We start from the raw sequence: 16,557 nt of genomic DNA on the forward strand, positions 1-16,557 counted from the left end.
ACCCAAAGAGAATACATGGATGTCGTTTCCCCCGCAACTCGTTCTCGCATGATGGCCGGAATCCGTTCATCAGACACCAAGCCGGAGCTTGCTCTGAGAAGGAATCTGCACGCACGGGGTTTTCGTTATAGATTGAAGACCAAAATATTGGGCTATACTCCAGATGTAGTGTTACGTAAATATAAAGTGGTAATCTTTGTCCACGGATGCTTTTGGCACAGGCACAAACAATGCAAGTACACAACAATCCCAAAAACAAATATCCAAAAGTGGAAGACAAAATTTGCTGAAAATGAAGGCAGAGATTTGCGTGTTGAAACTATATTATTGGCATCTGGATGGCGGGTAGCAATAATCTGGGAGTGTTGGCTAAAAAGAAAGATGGATTTGGACTGGCTTTATGAATGGATCGTCAGTCCTGCAGCAAACTATGTTTCATGGCCCAGCCCAGAAGCATTGCAGGATACAAAATAGTCGAGCAACGACGTGCGGGAATACAAGACTTGTTTGCCATGTTTGATATAAGGCAAACCGCCACCTCGACTCCTCTGCGTCTTCAGCGTTGCTGCCGACTGAGATAGGTCGTCAATTTCGTACGCCATGTTAAGCGGCAACCGGCAGTTTTGGTTTCATCATCCTGCTTCTGACAAACGCCGCTGGTGAGAGATAGCCAAGTGCTGCCTGACGTCTTTGTCGATTATAAAAAACCTCAATATACTCACTTATATCCGTAATGGCTTCAGCCTGTGAGCTATAGCTTTTGCGATGGACCAACTCATTTTTCAACAAGCCCCAGAAGCTTTCCATGGGTGCGTTGTCGTAACAATCCCCTTTTTTGCTCATGGAGCAGACCAGACCGTATGAGCGGAGTTTTTCTTGGTAGGCTGCGTGCAATACTGGCTGCCGCGATCCGAATGCAGAATCAGTCCCACAGGCGGGCGATGCAAGCGCGCCGCCTTCGTTAATGCAGCCAAGACAAGTCCGGTGTCCATACGTTCGGCCATGCTGAAGCCGACAATTTCCCGACTGTGTAAATCCTTGATTCCGGCAAGATATACCCAGCCCTGCCGTGTGGGGATATAGGTTATGTCACTCACCCACACGCGGTTGTGTTCGCCCGGCGCGAAGTTACGGTTTAAAAGATTGGGAGCGACCGGCAGCGCGTGATTTGATTCCATGGTGCGGATAACCCGCCGTTTGCGCTTACAGACGAGGCCCAGTTTGCGGCGTAGCCGCTTGACCTTCCAGAGGCTGACGGCACAGCCGCTTGCTACGAGTTCCCGGTGCAACCGTTCCGCGCCGTATGTGCCGCGTGTTCTCTGGTGGGCAGCCAGAACATCGGCCTCCAGGCGAGTTGTCTTACGTGATGGGGCCGCGTAGCGTTTGAGCCAGGCATAGTATCCACTGACAGATGCGTGCAAAACCAGGCAAACAAACCGGACGGGATATAGGTGTCGCAAAGCGCTGACTGCGGCGTACCTCACAGCGACTCCTTGGCAAAGTACGCCGCCGCTTTTTTTAGAATGTCGCGCTCCATACGCAGCAGGGCGTTTTCTTTCTTCAGTCGCGCCAACTCCGCATCCTGCTCATTCACGCCCGGCTTCAAGGCGAACTCGTGCTTGTCCTGTCGGTAATGCGTAACCCAATTCGCCAAGGTTTTCATTGGAATAGATAACCTTCGCGCTGTTTCCGTTACGCCAAAACCATCATCAACCGCCATGGTGACGGCTTGCTGCCTCAATTCCTGTGAATAACGTCCCCGTGGTGCTTTCGTCATAGAACCTCCTCAATGGATATGAACTATGGCGTCCGTTTTTTCCAGCCTATCTCAGCTGGGAAAAATAATTATAGTGAAGACCAGTTCTTTGCGGCCTTACATGAAATTCACGTTTTTACTTATTTAACACTATGCGGAAAACCAAGCGTTGATTATGAACCAAAACAGGGAGGGGATTCTAGAAAAAAGAATCCAGAATACTGTATTAAGAATAGATTTATGATTCCCGGCAAAGTCCCTGGTGAGATGTTATACGCTGAAGAGGATTATATTTTTGATGTTGAAGTGAAAAGTATTGTTGGGCAACTTGATGAAATGATTGATCCGAAAAAATCATTTATAATACCAAGCATGGCAATCGAATACAGCAAGAGGGAAGATCTAATAATTTTATGTAGTGAACTTGAGTTGCAGGTTGAATTGCCGAATATTATTCAACTAAAAGATTTTTTGAATAGTGCTGCAAGTAAATTTACGTCGGCATTGCATAAAAATCATTTCAATATTTTACATATTAACTGGACGCATAGAGAAATTCCTCACTTAAATTACATAGAACCGCTTTCGCTTCTTGATAACCCTATAAACGGACTATTACGCTACAAGGATATTGGAAAAAAATTTAAAATATCAAATGATGTTTTTGAAAAAATATCTGCTATTTTCATTTACAGCTATCCCAAACAAGCTCTCATGTTTGGCGATATTCGCTGGGTATTTTCCAACAAGCAGTGCGCAACGTTGTTCAATCAAAACCTTACTCAAGAGCAAAAGTCAAAATTAGCTCGCATTCTATCTATGGATCCATCCGCGAATCCACAAATACAACCATTTTTGTTCTACTCACCAGAGACACATCCTAAGTCGTTAACATATGCAGAGTTCGAAAAAATAGGACAGGTTATAGAGCAAATACACCTAAAATAATTTAAAAAGTCTGACGGGGCCCGCCTTGGTGCGTATACTTGTTGCCGCCTACCCTTGGTCCAAGGAAAAAGAAAAATCGGTGTCATATATTGCGGCGGACCCCCTGTACAATTCATTCCCAAACGCCCTGACATATTTGATGGTTCCATCTCTGATGTAATCAAAGATGCGGAAAAAGAGTTCCTGCTTGATATAAAGAAATAGTTCAAACGTCCCATTTTTGCGTTTTTGCAAAAGACCACCAGTACGTTTATCACTGCCTGCGTCATGTAGCGTGAGTATCACGATGGTTTCCAGAGCAATTTTACGTGTTCCACTCAAGATGATGGTCCCTTCAAAAGCAACACTGTTGAAATCATCCGCAGAGATTTCACGCTTGCCCTCCTTCCTTGGGGTGCGAAAAGCAAAATATGCCTCGACTACGGCTGGTTTTAGCTCAATGTAATATTCGATGTTGGGAGAATTTTTTAACGCTCTACCCATAGGCTACTTCCCCATAAACTTGTGCCGCATCCGAGCTTCCAGTGCCTTGCACTGGAAGCTCGGATGCGGCCTTTTTGGCGGGCGAAACGCTTGGCGGTTCTTTCTTGGCTGGAGAGCGGCCAGTATTGGCGACCATCCTTGCCCATGGCCCAGACATCACTGAGCTGCTTTACAGACTCAGGCAGGTTGCCGTCTTCATCATCCAGCGGAGTGGAGGCCAGCGCTGTGCGTTGATGAGCACGCCAACGGCGATGCCAGATCTGTTTATCGTCCCGCTCGCTACGGCAGGTTGTCCATCCCATGATCGGGGTTTTGCGTGTGCTACGGCTCATGGCGATCTCTTTAGCTGCCAGCTTCGTAATATCCGGCTTCTTTCTGATGTTTCAGCGCCAGAATGTAAACCGAGTTGCCCAGCACTTCGTAGACCAGTACGTATCCGGCACCACCGAAGGGGATGAGCAGTTCCCGGTATTCCGGTTCCATGTCATCGGCAGGACGGCCAGCATTGGGAAACTGCTCAAGAAGTAGCACTTTTTCCCGAATGGCCTTGATTGCGCCAATGGCAGCCTCTTCGCTTTTGTCCGCCAGGAACAGGTAAGCCTTCTCCAACCCGGCAGTGGCATTGTCCGTCCAATGAACTAGATATGACATTTGGGCATGGGCACCTTTTCGCCCTGAATGATCTTATCCATCCATTCGACAACTTCGGCGTTTGTCAGATGCAGGCCGGTTTGCATATAATGCTCATGTGCGGCCTTGGCTTCATGGCGCAAAGCTTCCCGTTTTTCCTCCCGCTCGACATAGTTCTCTATGGCTTGCAGCATAATGGCGTGGGCGGATTGGTTCCGGGCGTCAGCAAGGCTTTTAATTCGCTCGCGCAGGGGATTGGGGAGTTTTACAGAAGCAGGCGTTGTTGCTATATTTTGTTGCATGGCTTGTACCTCTGAGTAGAACTCTTAACTACTTTGAACTACCTGTCAATACCGATAATCTACAGCACGATAATGAAAAGGGTATTTATCTTAACCAAACAGAAGTTTATACTCTTTTTAGGCCTCACGGCATAATGGTCTTCATAGGGCAGTAACAAATTTTCTTGGACGACTGAAAACCCGCAAATCCTTGTGTGGCGGGATTCGAATCCACACACTCAAAAGTTTTGTGTATACTTTTGGGTATAAAAAAGAGCGTTTTGAAAATAAAAAATATTTTTAATAATTATTTCAAATAATTATACTTTTAATTCGAATCCCACCCTCTCCGCCATTAATACATAATAAAAACGGCGTGTTGCTTTAGATAGCACCACGCCGTTTTCGCGTTCAAAAAGGACATATTTTTAGCGAGCACATGGCCATGTACATACCGTTGTACACACTTTTGCTCAAACCTCTGTGGAAATGTGCTGCTGTTGCAACAGGCATTGTTAATCAGTCGCCCCTTAAAAACAAACAACCATTTGAAATGCGTTGAAATATTACTAAATACTGTAGCGTTTTCAACGGGGAATGTAATAAAAGATGTAAAAATCCGTTTGAAACGGAGCGTAAATTTCGCATGAAACCAAAGAGTCCGCCCAGCCACAAGCAGACCCATTTGCTTTACCAAGACCTGCTTGAGCAGCTGAATCCCAAAGATCCGCTGCTTCTTTTGGCGGGAAAACTGTCTTAAGAACTGTTTGAACGGGAGTTCGCTCCGCTATACGCAAAGCGTGCAAAGACTTTGGGCACCGCAGTGCCATTGAACCGGTCATCGGACACTTGAAAAGCGACGTTCGCCTGGCACGCAACTATCTCAAAGGCACAATTGGCGATGCGATAAACCTGCTTATGTCCGCTACCGCCTTCAACTGCGCAAAATGGATGAAGGCTGTGGTCCAAAGTCTATTTTTGTACTCGTAGTACTATGCAAATTCATTCGCAGGGATGACGACCACATGCCTACAGCGGCGTAAAGCCATTTGTTAAGGGCCGACTACTTAAAATGCGACTTTGTGCGGGGTTTCTTTGATCTGCATGATGGGTGGGATAGGGCCGCCCGCATTGTGCAATGCCGACATTGCGGTGTCTCTGACGGACTGCGAAGGGGGAGTGTCGGGGCGAGGGGGTGATTTTGAGCAAGATGGGTTGTTTTTAGAGCGTTACGAGTTCCTGCTGTCTATGCTGGACGACGAGACGTTTATGACGTTATAGGAAGTCTATGTGGCTATCGAAAACTGGTGCCAGCACTGCAACTACCGTAAGCCGCATCGCTCCCTTAACGGTATGCCTCCCGTGTCATTGACAGTTTTTATCCCTCCCTCAATAGGAGAAATGGGCCCACTCTCACCTCCGACAGCATTATCGGCCTTACAGGCGGCAGAAACAGAACCACAAAGAATCTACCACTAGCACTTAGCCTGGTACAAAAAAAGGAGGCTGGTCAAATTTCGCAAAATAAATATGGTAATATCGCCATCTCATCTTAAAAAAGGCTTTTTTACTTTTCTCAATTGCAATACGGTTGTGCTTTCTTTGTAATTGAAAATTGCCATGCAAATTGCACCTGTGTTAGAATTACATAAATACAGCTGTTGCTGAAAAGGAGATTTCAATGCGGTTGAGTCCCCATATCGCGAAATTTTTTTTTGTCATGGCTAATCTTGCTGTTATAATCATTGGCAGCAATCTTGCCATGGCAGAAGAAAATAAAATTATTGTCTATGGAACAGATTCTTGCCCAATTACAAAACGATATACACAGGCACTGGATGAATTGCATGTGCCTTATGAGTATAAAATAATTACAGATTCGAAAAACCAAGATGAAATGTGGTTGAAACTCACTAACGCTGGGTATTCCAGACAGTCAGTGGATCTGCCTGTACTACAGTACCAAGGAGAAGTAGCATCAAGGCCCACTCTTTCTCATGTAATTCAGCCATACTTGAGTCCAGATTTTCTTCCTCAGCAATATAAAATTGTGGTATATGGCCCAAATTCTGGACGGACGGCGGCATTGCTCAAGGATTTAACTGTATTAAAAATTAATTTTGAATACAAAGATATTTCTCAGCCTAAAGAAAATGCGGAAATGTTTAAGTTTGTACCTGGAAAATCTGTATATCCACCGGTAGTAGTTGTGAATAAAAAAGTGCTAACCAATCCCATGATAACCTCGGTATTATTAGCCCTTAAGCCACAATAAAAAGCGCTACTAGATCAGATTAACTTTGAAATGCTTCGCATTTCAAAGTTTGCACTCAGCCGAAAGTGTGATTCTCAACTGAATCCACGCCACGTTGTGGCGCGCTGCACTTTCGTGCAGCGTTAGATCATTTACACCTTTTCAAAGTTAAAATGCTCTAACTGTAGAATATAAAAACAACAGCCCCAAAGCCGCACGCCAACACAGTGCTTTGGGGCTGTTTGCAATACTCATACAGATGGGTTTGAGGAGACACAGTAGACAAGGCGACGCTCGATCCCCCCCCCCACGCAACAGAAAGTCTGTTATCACCCAAGATGCTTTCCTACTCTGAGTCTGCACGCTCCTGAAGCGAACGCAACAAGGCGTCCGCGGGCGGATAGACTTGGCGCAACTGACTGGCCTGCAACATAGCCTCAAAACCCCATTTGCCATTGTCCTGCCTGGAGAGCCAAGTAATATAAAGAAGCGCCTTGAGCTTGTCAGTAGCCTTCAGGTCTTGAATTTCCTTTGGCATGCCGGGCAGGGCAGATTTGGCAACCACAACAAGGGATTGCGTTGCCTTATGGCCACCCCCATGCACCTCAAGCACATAGTTTCCCGGCGTAGGGTTTGCCCCTTCAAGTACAGTCGACGGCTGCGCCAGATTGTTTTTTTGAATCAAGACAGCCGCATCCTGAGAATGAATTAGTCGTATGCTGTAGGGTGCGGCTCCGCCGTGCCAGATGACGGGCCAGTCTTGATGACCAATACTAACGACCTGCTCGTGAGGCCTGAATACCGGAACAACAAGGGCCGGAGCCTGGCCACGAGTCACCAGTATGACTTGTTGTGATTGCTTGCGAGCCCCCATGCCAGCAAGCCAATGCATTATGTTGCTTATTACGGAGGGCTGCTCCGCCTTAATGGATATAAGGCCGTATTGTGGGGCATTGGCTTTATTGATGGTCAATTGCTCAGCCCGCCCACTAAGGTCAACCGTTACAGTCGTTTCGGGCGCAGTGACCGTAATTCTATCGCCCTGAAAAATAAGCATTCCCACTTCGGGCGACAATGATTCTTGCCCTCGCAGTATTCGCACAGAGTGGGCAGAGCCATTGATACCGGATACTAGCCCCACAGGATAACTTTCTGCACGAAGGTTCAGGGGAAACAGCAGTACAAGTGCGGCCACCATATAGAGGCGTAACATAGCTATTGACCTTTGTTTTGGTTATGGTGAGCATTTTCCTTTTCTGAAATTTTTCTCATTATCTTGAGAATTGGTATTGTGACAAGAAAAATTACAAAATCGAAAAAGTATCCTTGTCGATAGGCCCAAAAAACCAAAGGTAAACCCATTATTGCAAACAACCAAGACAGTATTTCTCCCCATAGATGATTGAGATACAGAAAACAGCATGCGGACAAGACGATTAACCCTATGCAAAACAGTACCCTGACTGGCCACGGTAGAGAATGCTGCACGCCATAGGTGAAAAGTGAGCGGAGTGAGTTGAGGATGATGACAGCCCCGGGCAAGGGACCTAGTGTTGTTTCATGAATATCAAAGCTGTCGTCAAAACTTGCACCGATTATTACAATTCTGCCGTGCAGCATGTCGTTCAAAAAAGGTTGCACGTTGCCCGAACAAAGTGAATGAGCGGGCAGTGTGATAAGGAGGGGCCTTGCCTGTGCTCCGTCAATAATTTGAGGGGGCGCTGTGCCCGGCTTCATGGAATAAAAAATCCGATTTTCCTGTCCATCTTCATCAAGGGAAAAGACCTGCTCACCTACGACCAGAGAATTGCGCCTGCCCCCGTCCGGGCTGGAGCAAAAGCCCTCGGCGTCTTGTAACTGGGCTGTCATTTCCTCCAATAAATTCCCATTTGGGCCACGCGATTGCAGCGCGTAGGCCAACAGCTGCACAGAAGGTAAAAGCGCCGTTTTGTTATCTTGGGCAGCGCACACCGCGATCTTCCAGCGCCGAATACTGTGGCTGTCGTCTCGCAAAAATATGGGAAAGGCCCAATACAACCTGTCGGACTCAGCCACAGTCTTATCCAGAAAACTCTGCCGCACAGTTGGGGGCTTGTTTGGATCAGCACTTTTGCGCAGCGATTTGACAAGAATGATTGGTGGCCCTGCGGGCAGCTGTGCCAAGGTTTTTTGGAGCTCGCCGTCACGCTCTGGGGCCTCCTGATTGGAGCGGGCAAGGTCAACATCCACAATGACCAGGCTGGGTTGCGCTGCGGCTATGGTTTTTATGAGGCAGGCCAGCTTGTCTCTTGGGGTTAAAAACGGCTCGCCCCAGGAACGGTAAGTGTTTTCGTCCATATCAACAAAAGCATATAAGTGTTCGAGCTTGCCCGAACCTTCTCCACTGTCGCTATGGGTGCCAAAATCCATGGCAATAACCCAGTCTTGAATTCTTTCCACCTTTGCCTGCATCCATAAATTCAGGGGAGTACTGCTCAAGATCAACAGGCTGCTTGCTCCAAGCAGGGTGGCGGCCAGCAAGTAGCGTTTATTCTTGCCAAGTTCTGACCAGCGCGTCTTTATACATTCTGGCGCGAACCTGTTCACGACTTTTGAAATCAGCCCGATCAGTACTGTTAAAGGAAAGGTGTCCTCGATGACCTTTCCTAAAGGGTACACCTTGTTCCATAGCTGTTTTAACCTGTTCGACATGGCTGATTTTCTCCGTGCAAATAAGCCAAACACCTAAAGTGAACATCTCTATCCAGGTTAAAAGCGACTGCAAACTTTTTTCCATCGATGGCTGGAATGCAGCATTCACAAAAATTAGGGCATGGATGCAACTATTTATCGCCAATATAAATAAAAGCTCCCCAGTACAATGGATTATCAGAATTGAACCGTTTTCTTGTTATATCGCGCTCTTTCAATGCCGCATGTCGCAGGGCCTGGGCCTTGGGCATGCCCTTTGCCAGATTGTCATAAAAAAATTCCATCAGTTCCTGCGTTTCCTTATCGGGCACAGACCACATGCTCATGACCATTCCCTTGGCACCAGCCTGGGTAATGGCCCGGCGCAGCCCAAAAACCCCTTCGCCTGTTTTTACGTCGCCAAGCCCCGTTTGGCAGGCAGATAGCACGACAATTTCCGTGCCGTTGATGGGCATAGTCAAGAATTTTTCTGCGGTGACAATGCCATCAATTCCCATACCCTTGAGGGCGGTGTTGGCCCCCGCCAATGCAATGCCTGAACGCGCCAGGGGATTTTCGTAGTGCCGGGCAGGGTCGGAAGTCAAACCTGAAAACGAAGAAAACTGGCTCAAAACCTCTGGCCCACGAGAATTCAGAGTGTCTTGCATTTCCTGATCCGAAAGAAAAAAACCGTGAGTGGCCAGATGTAGATAACGCGGGGCCGGACCCTTTTGAAGTTCGCTCTCCACCGCGTCTGCCCCGACACGAAGGCGGGCATTTTCGCCAATCATTTTGGCCACGGCCTCTGCTTCTACCCGGGTGGCGGGCAAAGGGTTCAATGTCAATGCCCGCAGATCGGCTGAGCGCTGAAAGGTGCGGCCTGGTTGGGTAGCTTCTGCCATGTGGCCGGATGCGGCGTTGGACGCGCTGGTAGCGTGGGCATCCATGTCAAAGTCCGGGTCACCCAGAACGAGGGAGCGTCCCTTGGCTGCGGGGACGTCGTCCATAGCCACAAGGTCACGACCAGAGCAGACATAGTTGAACGTATACTTTTCGATCAGCAAGCGGTTATTGCTGTCTCGCAGAATTTCAAAGGGGATGAGGTTCAAAACCCCGTCTGGGGATATGAATATGTTTTTGGCATTCCCGATGCCTGTTGCCAGTGGTGCAAACACTAGCCTGTTCAGCCTGTGGCCAAACAGGGCGATAGCTTCTGGATTCTGCCCGTCTTGCAGGGCAAGGCGCAGTGCTGCTACGGCCTGCTCAATGGGCGTAGCCTCACCCAGATCAATGAGAGTCAGACTATCAGGGTTGCCTGCTGGCAGCACAAAGGCGATATAGTGTGAAGGCTTCCAGCTTTCACAGATGTCCGCGGCCTTGAAATCATAGATATCGATCTTGGCAAAATCCACCAGGGTCGAACCGGCAGGAAGAGCCTTTGCAACTGTTGCCGCATCTACTTGGCGCCGTTTGCGGTCACGGGCATAGTTTTGGCTGCACTTTGCCAATTCTGCTTCTATATCCGCCTGCTCTTTTTTGAGTTCTGCCAAACGAGCCTGATGAGCCTCAGCCGACCCCTCTCTTGGCCCCATAAAGGTAAGTTCCGTGACCTCGGTACAAAGTTGCGCGAGTCTTTCAAACAAAATTTTGCCCTGTGGATCACCTGCTTGAATCAGGGCTTCACGAAACTGCCGCTGGGCTTCGAGGGCCGCGCCTTTACGTTTGAGCCAAACTGCAAAAGCATGATCCCTCGCCGCTCTGTTTGTGGGGACCTGAGTGGCGACAACTGTCATGTACACGTCAAACCAAACACGCATATTAGACAAAAAAGCAATTTTTTGGGCTTCTGATATCATGCCCATGACCTGATCAATGAGTTCTTTTTCGATGTCTAGTCCACGTTGCATGAGAGGGAGGGCTTGATCCTGCTTGTCCTGAGCTACCAGCGCGGTTGCCAGGTTAAGTAGATTGCTTGCGACCTGTGGATGTTCTGATCCCAGTTTTTTTTCACTGATCTCCAGGGCGGTTCTATAAAAATATTCTGCCTTGCTTGCTTCACCCATCCGCCTATAAAGCACTCCAAGGTTGCCTTGGATCATTGCAAAATCTGGATGATTTGGCCCAAGAGCTTTTTTCTGAATTTCTAAAGCCCGCAGATAAAAGACTTCGGCTTCTGCGTATTCGCCTAGATCGCAGTGTAAAACTCCTAGCAAACCCAAGTAGTTCGCCAATTCAGGATGCCACGGATCAAGTTTGCTTTCAGCGATTGCCAAGGCGCGCTCCATCAGTTGTAAGGCATCGGAATATGCATACTTCCTCACGTAGATCACTGCCAAAGCACTAAGAGATGGTGCGAGGGTAAGATGATCTGGGCCGAGCTTCTTTTCACGTATCAGTATTGCACGTTTAACTATCGCCTCAGCTTTTTCATATGCGCTTACTTTGCAATATACATTGCCCAGATTTCCTAATGTAGTAGCAATTTCAGGATCTTCAGGATTCAGCTTTTCAGTGATCGACAATGAGTGTTGGAGGAATATTTCGGCTTTGTCATAGCGGGCAATTCCCGTATATAATAGTCCAAGATTGTTCAAAATAGTGGCAGCTATCATATTGTCCGGGCCAAAATTTTTTTCATTTATTTCTAGTGCCCGTTGCATCAGGGGCTCGGCCTTAAAAAATTCTCCTTCGGCAAGATACGCCTCAGAAAGCAATATTAGTGTGGACACAACCTCTTTTGGTTTGGATTGGTCGTTCATTTCCTGAAGGGCTAGGGCTTGTTCACAACACTCTACTGCTTGTTTATAGTCGCCAGCAGCGATGTATAGCCGTGCCAATACGTCGGACGACAAGGCTACCCAAGGATGTTGCTTGCCCAATTTTTTCTCGAATTTCGCCCTATTTTTTTTAATCATCTCTATGGCATCTGCATGCCTTCCTGCATCATATAGTTTTTTTGCTCTTAGCTCCATAACTTCGAAATCATTTCTAGCCGTTATAACAACAAAATATGAAAAATATGAAACAATTACTATGGCAATAATTAAAAGTATCCGCCGCATGATTTGCTCTCCGCATCAGGGTTGAAGGCATAGCGACTGTAACAAACAAACTACATCGATGAATATGCTGATTGATGTTAGGAATCGTAACCAACCTACCATTTTTCATAAAGCAAAAATTTTCTGGCCCTTCCATGTTGCCAGAGGGTTCAACAGTGTTGCCTCCATCGCCAATGTGAGTACCAGCGGGCCTCAAACTTGGCGATGATGCCATTACACTTATCAAGCAAGCGTTGTGCTGCTGAGGTGATAATGACGACTCCAGCACACCGGCGCCATGACACTTCAGATGAGGCATGGAAAAAGCCTGAGCCCCATTTGCCAGGGAGACAAGGAAGTTCGGGTGGGATTGCGCAGGACAACAGACAATTTATCGACGCAGTGTTCTGGGTTATGCGTACCCAGGATATTCACTCGGTCCCTGTTCAATTAAAAGGGATACAAATATCTGGATATGAAACCGTATATGATCTTTTTTCACAAAATATTTATATTGATATTTAAGGCAGTTGCTCTATTTTTCGAATCCCACCCTCTCCGCCATTAATAAATAACTACAGGCTGTTATGCTCAACTGCATGACAGCCTGTTTTTTATGGCTTGAGGCTTGTGGTTCGATTTGCGGTTCGATTGATAAATTATTGCCTTTCAAACCATTATTGCGCAAATTATAGCGATTTCAGAAGTATTATCACTGTCCAACAGAATTCACAGGAGGAGCAACAAAGGCGATGCTCTTTTATCAAAACGACACTACTAACGGCTCATAATGATACAATTCTACTTTAGAATTTTTAGCTTTTCTTTAGCATCAAGAATGTATTTTTCAAATTTATCTCTCAATCCGTTCACATATCTATCAGGCAAAACATAGCAAAGATGGCTACGGCCTGCACGACGCTTTGAAGACATTTTGTAGGCGCAAAATTCAATATTTTTCTGTTTAATGGGGTTGGCGTAGATACAAAGTTCCCCTTCCTCATAAATGTAGCTTACCACCCTATCCGCAACAACTTTCTTTACCCCTAATTCATGAAGCCTCGATTCTGCCCACTGAAGTTGTTCGCTATCCCGATGCGGAGCCCACCCCCAACCAATTTCATCAATTAATTTAGAGTTCTCATGGGGAGAAACAATATATAGCGTCTCATTAGCCCGACGAGCTTCCAAAACTTTGGCAGATTCTTCTCTTTCGAGTCTTTCCTTTTCGGCAAACATACGATCCCAGTGATCCACAGCCAAATGCCGGATTTGCTCAACAACAGGGCATTTCTTTGTATTACCTTCTCCAGCGATGTGACGCCGCAAGCCCTCTGGAAGCGCATACCCTTCTTCGTAAGGCGCATCACTTCCTTCTCCACAAAGAGGGCAGTACGCTCTTTCCCTTCCATATACGGGATGATACGGAATAATTTCAACATATTCCAAGAGTTTTTCCGCAATCAGATTTTCCCAATGGTACGTATCTTCCCTTGATTTACAATTATAATATGATGTTAGCAGTTTATGAAGATTCTCCGGCATCAAATGCAAAATAACGTACCGTGCCGTCAATAGTTCATTCTGTAATCTCTCTATTGTTTGTTCAGCGGTGCTTTCCCACGAGTGCCTTTTCATTTTCCTCTCCAGCTTAAAAATAATAACTTTACTTATAAAAATATCCCCTAAAAGTATAAACTGCAACTGATGTAGCGCCCCCCTGGCACCCACCACTCAGGAGAGGGGCTATTTCTTTAGGACTACAGCAGACGCCGCCGTAGGCCGCAGCCCCCAAAGACCCCACAGCCCCGGCAGAAGTGGCTTACCGTGATTGCGCCATTGCCTGTTTTCCCCGCAGATGCGGTTTACCGTCAAACACCTCGCCCTCACCGCGCCCTGTTTCGCCATCACGCCACCTGCGAGGCCATTTGCGAAGTCTCGCCGCCAACTCTTGCTTTCGCGCATTGGGTAGCGCGCGATATTTTTGTTCGTTTTTTTATCTATTCTTTTGACTCTGGCAATAATGCATTCTATAGTACGCTCCAAACAATTATCCCCCCCAGCTATGCGGTATTTTAAGACGCCTCGCTCAGGATAATTTATTATGCTTGACAAATCTTATCTGCATTACAACACAACTATTTTTTCTTTTGCCCAGACTTTTATAAGGAGTCGCCTTTGTAACAATTTATATTCTGCTATGCACACCTACAGTGTATTTTATTGAAGCAATGACATAATTTCGATATGCCTAAAGCATAAGGAGTGGTAGATGCGTTTGAGCCTTACCCACAAATATGTCGGTTCTCTGTTTTCAGCCCTCATTACCTGTTGCGCTGTTGTTTTGTTTGTATCCATCTACTACATGAAAAAGCCGATACATGAAGAATTGCGCAACAGCATACACCGCATGCAGAATATTGTTCATTCCTCCAATGAGATGACCATACAGCGCTTTGCCCAAAATGCCGCCCTTATTGCCGACAACGAGCACCTGGGTCGCGCCATGGCTGTCAAGGATCATGACGAAGTGTTCACTCTTGCTGAAAAGGCCATGAAGATGGCCAATTCAGACTTTATGTCTGTGACGGATGCCCAGGGCATCGTTCTTTCGCGGGGGCATGCCAAGGGCAAATACGGCGACAGCATCGCCAATCAGGAAACCGTCGCCAAAGCCATGAGGGGCGAGCCTGCGCAGGCTGTGGTGACAGGCCCGCTCAATCCCTTCACCTTGCGCGCATCGCAGCCTGTTTTTTACGAAGGACGCCTGGTGGGAACCATATCCATCGGCGTATCGCTCACCACCCCTGATTATCTGGACTGGCTCAGCCAGCTTGCTGGAGCCGCCGTCACCATCTTCAAGGGGGATACGCGCGTCATGACAACCATTCTTTTGGACAACAAGCGTGCCGTGGGTACAAAACTTGAGGCCCCGAACGTCACTGACGCCGTGCTTGAGCGTGGCGAAACGGTTTTTGTGCACGACAACATCCTTGGTGTTCCGTATCAGTCCGCATATTGGCCGGTGACGGCTGCCGATGGAAAAATTGTGGGCATGTGGTTTACCGGAGCGCCCATAAGCGAACTGAAAAAGCTTGAAAATGAAGCTGTGTTTACGGCCATCACCGTGGCCGCCGCTTTGCTGCTGGTGCAACTGGCCATTTCAGTCTTCGTCGGCTTGCGTGTCAGCGCGCCGATGCGCAAAATTACAAAATATGCCCTTGACGTGGCCGACGGTAAACAGGACAGCGTGCTGACGGTGCGCGGTTCTGACGACATGGGCCTGCTGGCCGATGCCTTGCGCGGCATGGAAAAAAATCTGCGCACGCTGGTGATTGAAACAACGGAAAAAGCCAAAGAAGCCGAAAAAATCGGCGAAACCTGCCGCAAAGCCATGCAGGAAGCCGAACAGGCCAAGGTAAGGGCGGAGCAAGCCAAACGTGACGGCATGTCAAGCGCGGCGGCGCATATTGAAGAAGTTACCTCCAAACTCAGCCATTCTGTTTCAGACATTGCCGAGCAGGTGGAAAATACCGATATCGCCCTGAGCCGGGCAGTGTCAAAGCTTGCCGAAATAGCGTCTGCCATGGATGAGATGAATTCCACGGTGCTTGCTGTTGCCCACAATGCTGGCGGCGCTGCGGACATTTCAGATGCGGCGCGCAAACTGGCAGAAGCAGGCTCCAGCGTGGTTTCGCAGGCCGTATCCAGCATCCAGCAGGTGCAGCAGCAATCGCTGGGCCTCAAGGGCGGCATGACCCAGCTTGACGAGCATGCCAGGGCCATCAGCCGCATCATGGGCGTCATTTCCGACATAGCCGACCAGACAAACCTGCTGGCCCTCAATGCGGCCATTGAAGCTGCCCGCGCAGGCGATGCCGGCCGGGGATTTGCCGTCGTGGCTGACGAGGTGCGCAAGCTGGCGGAAAAAACCATGACATCCACCACAGATGTGGCCGAGGCCATTCGGGCTATCCAGTCCAGTGCGGCGCAAAGCATTCAGCAGGTTGACGAAGCAGTGAACAATATCGCTGTAGCCACGGAATATTCCAATAAATCCGGCCAGTCTCTGCATGAGATCGTGGGCATGGTGGACAAGACAGCTGACGAAGTGCGCGCCATCGCCACAGCCAGCGAACAGCAGTCCGCCGTGAGCGACGAGATCAACAAGTCCATTAGCGATGTGAACTATCTGACCGGCAATACGTCAGAATCCATGAAGGTGGCCATGCATGAGATTGATGCCCTGCGCCAGCAGACGCAGAGCCTTATGGATCTGGTGGAAAGCCTGAAAAAATCCTGATCGGCTGCCTGATTGCGGCATTCTTATAAAAGTGGAATGCCGCCATTGGCTCAAACCTGCATATGCCCCCATCGGAGCAGACAACGCATGGCCAACCCGGCTGAACGTTGTGCCCGATGGGGGCATTTTGTGGTTGGCAGAAAAGGCTTTTACAGCATTGCACTCACGCAGAAAACGGTCGGCGATACCCT

At 47.9% G+C, this 16,557-nt stretch carries 12 protein-coding genes and 2 pseudogenes; 5 read left to right on the top strand and 9 right to left on the bottom strand.

The features are described 5' to 3' along the window. Positions 1-15 precede the first annotated feature (15 nt). On the top strand, positions 16-474 hold the full coding sequence (locus RBR41_RS10350; RefSeq protein ID WP_320352494.1) for a very short patch repair endonuclease: 459 nt from the start codon (positions 16-18) through the stop codon (positions 472-474). 129 nt (positions 475-603) lie between these two features. Here the strand turns inward: RBR41_RS10350 and RBR41_RS10355 are convergent. After that, positions 604-1,777 (bottom strand): annotated as a pseudogene (locus RBR41_RS10355) (IS3 family transposase). Between the two features lie 12 nt (positions 1,778-1,789). On the opposite strand from RBR41_RS10355, the gene RBR41_RS10360 reads away from it, so the two are divergent. Further along, positions 1,790-2,704, top strand: a complete 915-nt coding sequence (locus tag RBR41_RS10360; RefSeq protein ID WP_320352495.1) for a hypothetical protein — start codon at positions 1,790-1,792, stop codon at positions 2,702-2,704. Between the two features lie 48 nt (positions 2,705-2,752). Here RBR41_RS10360 and RBR41_RS10365 read toward each other — a convergent pair whose 3' ends face one another. Genes RBR41_RS10365 through RBR41_RS10380 form a run of 4 tightly spaced genes read right to left on the bottom strand, consistent with a single transcriptional unit; the run spans position 2,753 to position 4,119 of the window. Beyond that, a complete protein-coding gene (locus RBR41_RS10365) occupies positions 2,753-3,187 on the bottom strand; it encodes a hypothetical protein (protein WP_320352497.1) in 435 nt (144 codons plus the stop codon). Beyond that, on the bottom strand, positions 3,172-3,519 hold the full coding sequence (locus RBR41_RS10370; protein WP_320352498.1) for a hypothetical protein: 348 nt from the start codon (positions 3,517-3,519) through the stop codon (positions 3,172-3,174). Before RBR41_RS10370 ends, RBR41_RS10365 begins: the two co-directional genes overlap by 16 nt. Before the next feature lie 10 nt (positions 3,520-3,529). Next, complete coding sequence (locus tag RBR41_RS10375) at positions 3,530-3,838, bottom strand: type II toxin-antitoxin system RelE/ParE family toxin (RefSeq protein WP_118229641.1); 309 nt, start codon at positions 3,836-3,838, stop codon at positions 3,530-3,532. Further along, a complete protein-coding gene (locus RBR41_RS10380) occupies positions 3,826-4,119 on the bottom strand; it encodes a CopG family ribbon-helix-helix protein (protein ID WP_320352499.1) in 294 nt (97 codons plus the stop codon). The genes RBR41_RS10375 and RBR41_RS10380 overlap by 13 nt, the downstream gene beginning before the upstream one ends. Positions 4,120-5,779: 1,660 nt before the next feature. Here RBR41_RS10380 and RBR41_RS10385 point away from each other — a divergent pair. Next, positions 5,780-6,373 (top strand): hypothetical protein, encoded by a 594-nt coding sequence (locus RBR41_RS10385; protein ID WP_320352500.1) that lies wholly within the window; start codon positions 5,780-5,782, stop codon positions 6,371-6,373. A gap of 325 nt (positions 6,374-6,698) precedes the next feature. On the opposite strand, the gene RBR41_RS10390 is transcribed toward RBR41_RS10385, so the two are convergent. The 3 genes from RBR41_RS10390 to RBR41_RS10400 all read right to left on the bottom strand — a co-directional run bounded on the left by RBR41_RS10390 (position 6,699) and on the right by RBR41_RS10400 (position 12,084). Beyond that, the gene (locus RBR41_RS10390; RefSeq protein ID WP_320352501.1) at positions 6,699-7,565 is read right to left on the bottom strand and encodes a hypothetical protein; all 867 of its coding nucleotides are present in this window, start codon (positions 7,563-7,565) and stop codon (positions 6,699-6,701) included. 2 nt (positions 7,566-7,567) lie between these two features. Beyond that, the gene (locus RBR41_RS10395; RefSeq protein WP_320352502.1) at positions 7,568-9,043 is read right to left on the bottom strand and encodes a CHASE2 domain-containing protein; all 1,476 of its coding nucleotides are present in this window, start codon (positions 9,041-9,043) and stop codon (positions 7,568-7,570) included. 131 nt (positions 9,044-9,174) lie between these two features. Beyond that, positions 9,175-12,084: a CHAT domain-containing tetratricopeptide repeat protein gene (locus RBR41_RS10400; RefSeq protein WP_320352503.1), complete on the bottom strand. Its 2,910-nt coding sequence runs from the start codon at positions 12,082-12,084 to the stop codon at positions 9,175-9,177. A gap of 252 nt (positions 12,085-12,336) precedes the next feature. On the opposite strand from RBR41_RS10400, the pseudogene RBR41_RS10405 reads away from it, so the two are divergent. Continuing rightward, positions 12,337-12,486, top strand: a pseudogene (locus tag RBR41_RS10405) (IS5/IS1182 family transposase); the annotation flags it as partial. Between the two features lie 378 nt (positions 12,487-12,864). Here RBR41_RS10405 and RBR41_RS10410 read toward each other — a convergent pair. Further along, complete coding sequence (locus RBR41_RS10410) at positions 12,865-13,701, bottom strand: hypothetical protein (protein ID WP_320352504.1); 837 nt, start codon at positions 13,699-13,701, stop codon at positions 12,865-12,867. A 634-nt stretch (positions 13,702-14,335) separates the two neighbouring features. Between RBR41_RS10410 and RBR41_RS10415 the strand changes: the two genes are divergently transcribed. Beyond that, positions 14,336-16,366: a methyl-accepting chemotaxis protein gene (locus RBR41_RS10415; RefSeq protein WP_320352505.1), complete on the top strand. Its 2,031-nt coding sequence runs from the start codon at positions 14,336-14,338 to the stop codon at positions 16,364-16,366. Positions 16,367-16,557 lie beyond the last annotated feature (191 nt).

This window comes from Desulfovibrio sp., assembly GCF_034006445.1.
In the GTDB taxonomy this organism is placed as follows: domain Bacteria; phylum Desulfobacterota; class Desulfovibrionia; order Desulfovibrionales; family Desulfovibrionaceae; genus Desulfovibrio.

Coding starts and splice junctions, on each gene's coding strand:
- RBR41_RS10415 (WP_320352505.1), top strand. CDS start 14,336: ATGCGTTTGAGCCTTACCCACAAATATGTCGGTTCTCTGTTTTCAGCC.
- RBR41_RS10390 (WP_320352501.1), bottom strand. CDS start 7,565: ATGTTACGCCTCTATATGGTGGCCGCACTTGTACTGCTGTTTCCCCTG.
- RBR41_RS10380 (WP_320352499.1), bottom strand. CDS start 4,119: ATGCAACAAAATATAGCAACAACGCCTGCTTCTGTAAAACTCCCCAAT.
- RBR41_RS10365 (WP_320352497.1), bottom strand. CDS start 3,187: ATGGGTAGAGCGTTAAAAAATTCTCCCAACATCGAATATTACATTGAG.
- RBR41_RS10350 (WP_320352494.1), top strand. CDS start 16: ATGGATGTCGTTTCCCCCGCAACTCGTTCTCGCATGATGGCCGGAATC.
- RBR41_RS10400 (WP_320352503.1), bottom strand. CDS start 12,084: ATGCGGCGGATACTTTTAATTATTGCCATAGTAATTGTTTCATATTTT.
- RBR41_RS10410 (WP_320352504.1), bottom strand. CDS start 13,701: ATGAAAAGGCACTCGTGGGAAAGCACCGCTGAACAAACAATAGAGAGA.
- RBR41_RS10395 (WP_320352502.1), bottom strand. CDS start 9,043: ATGTCGAACAGGTTAAAACAGCTATGGAACAAGGTGTACCCTTTAGGA.
- RBR41_RS10375 (WP_118229641.1), bottom strand. CDS start 3,838: ATGTCATATCTAGTTCATTGGACGGACAATGCCACTGCCGGGTTGGAG.
- RBR41_RS10370 (WP_320352498.1), bottom strand. CDS start 3,519: ATGAGCCGTAGCACACGCAAAACCCCGATCATGGGATGGACAACCTGC.
- RBR41_RS10385 (WP_320352500.1), top strand. CDS start 5,780: ATGCGGTTGAGTCCCCATATCGCGAAATTTTTTTTTGTCATGGCTAAT.
- RBR41_RS10360 (WP_320352495.1), top strand. CDS start 1,790: ATGGATATGAACTATGGCGTCCGTTTTTTCCAGCCTATCTCAGCTGGG.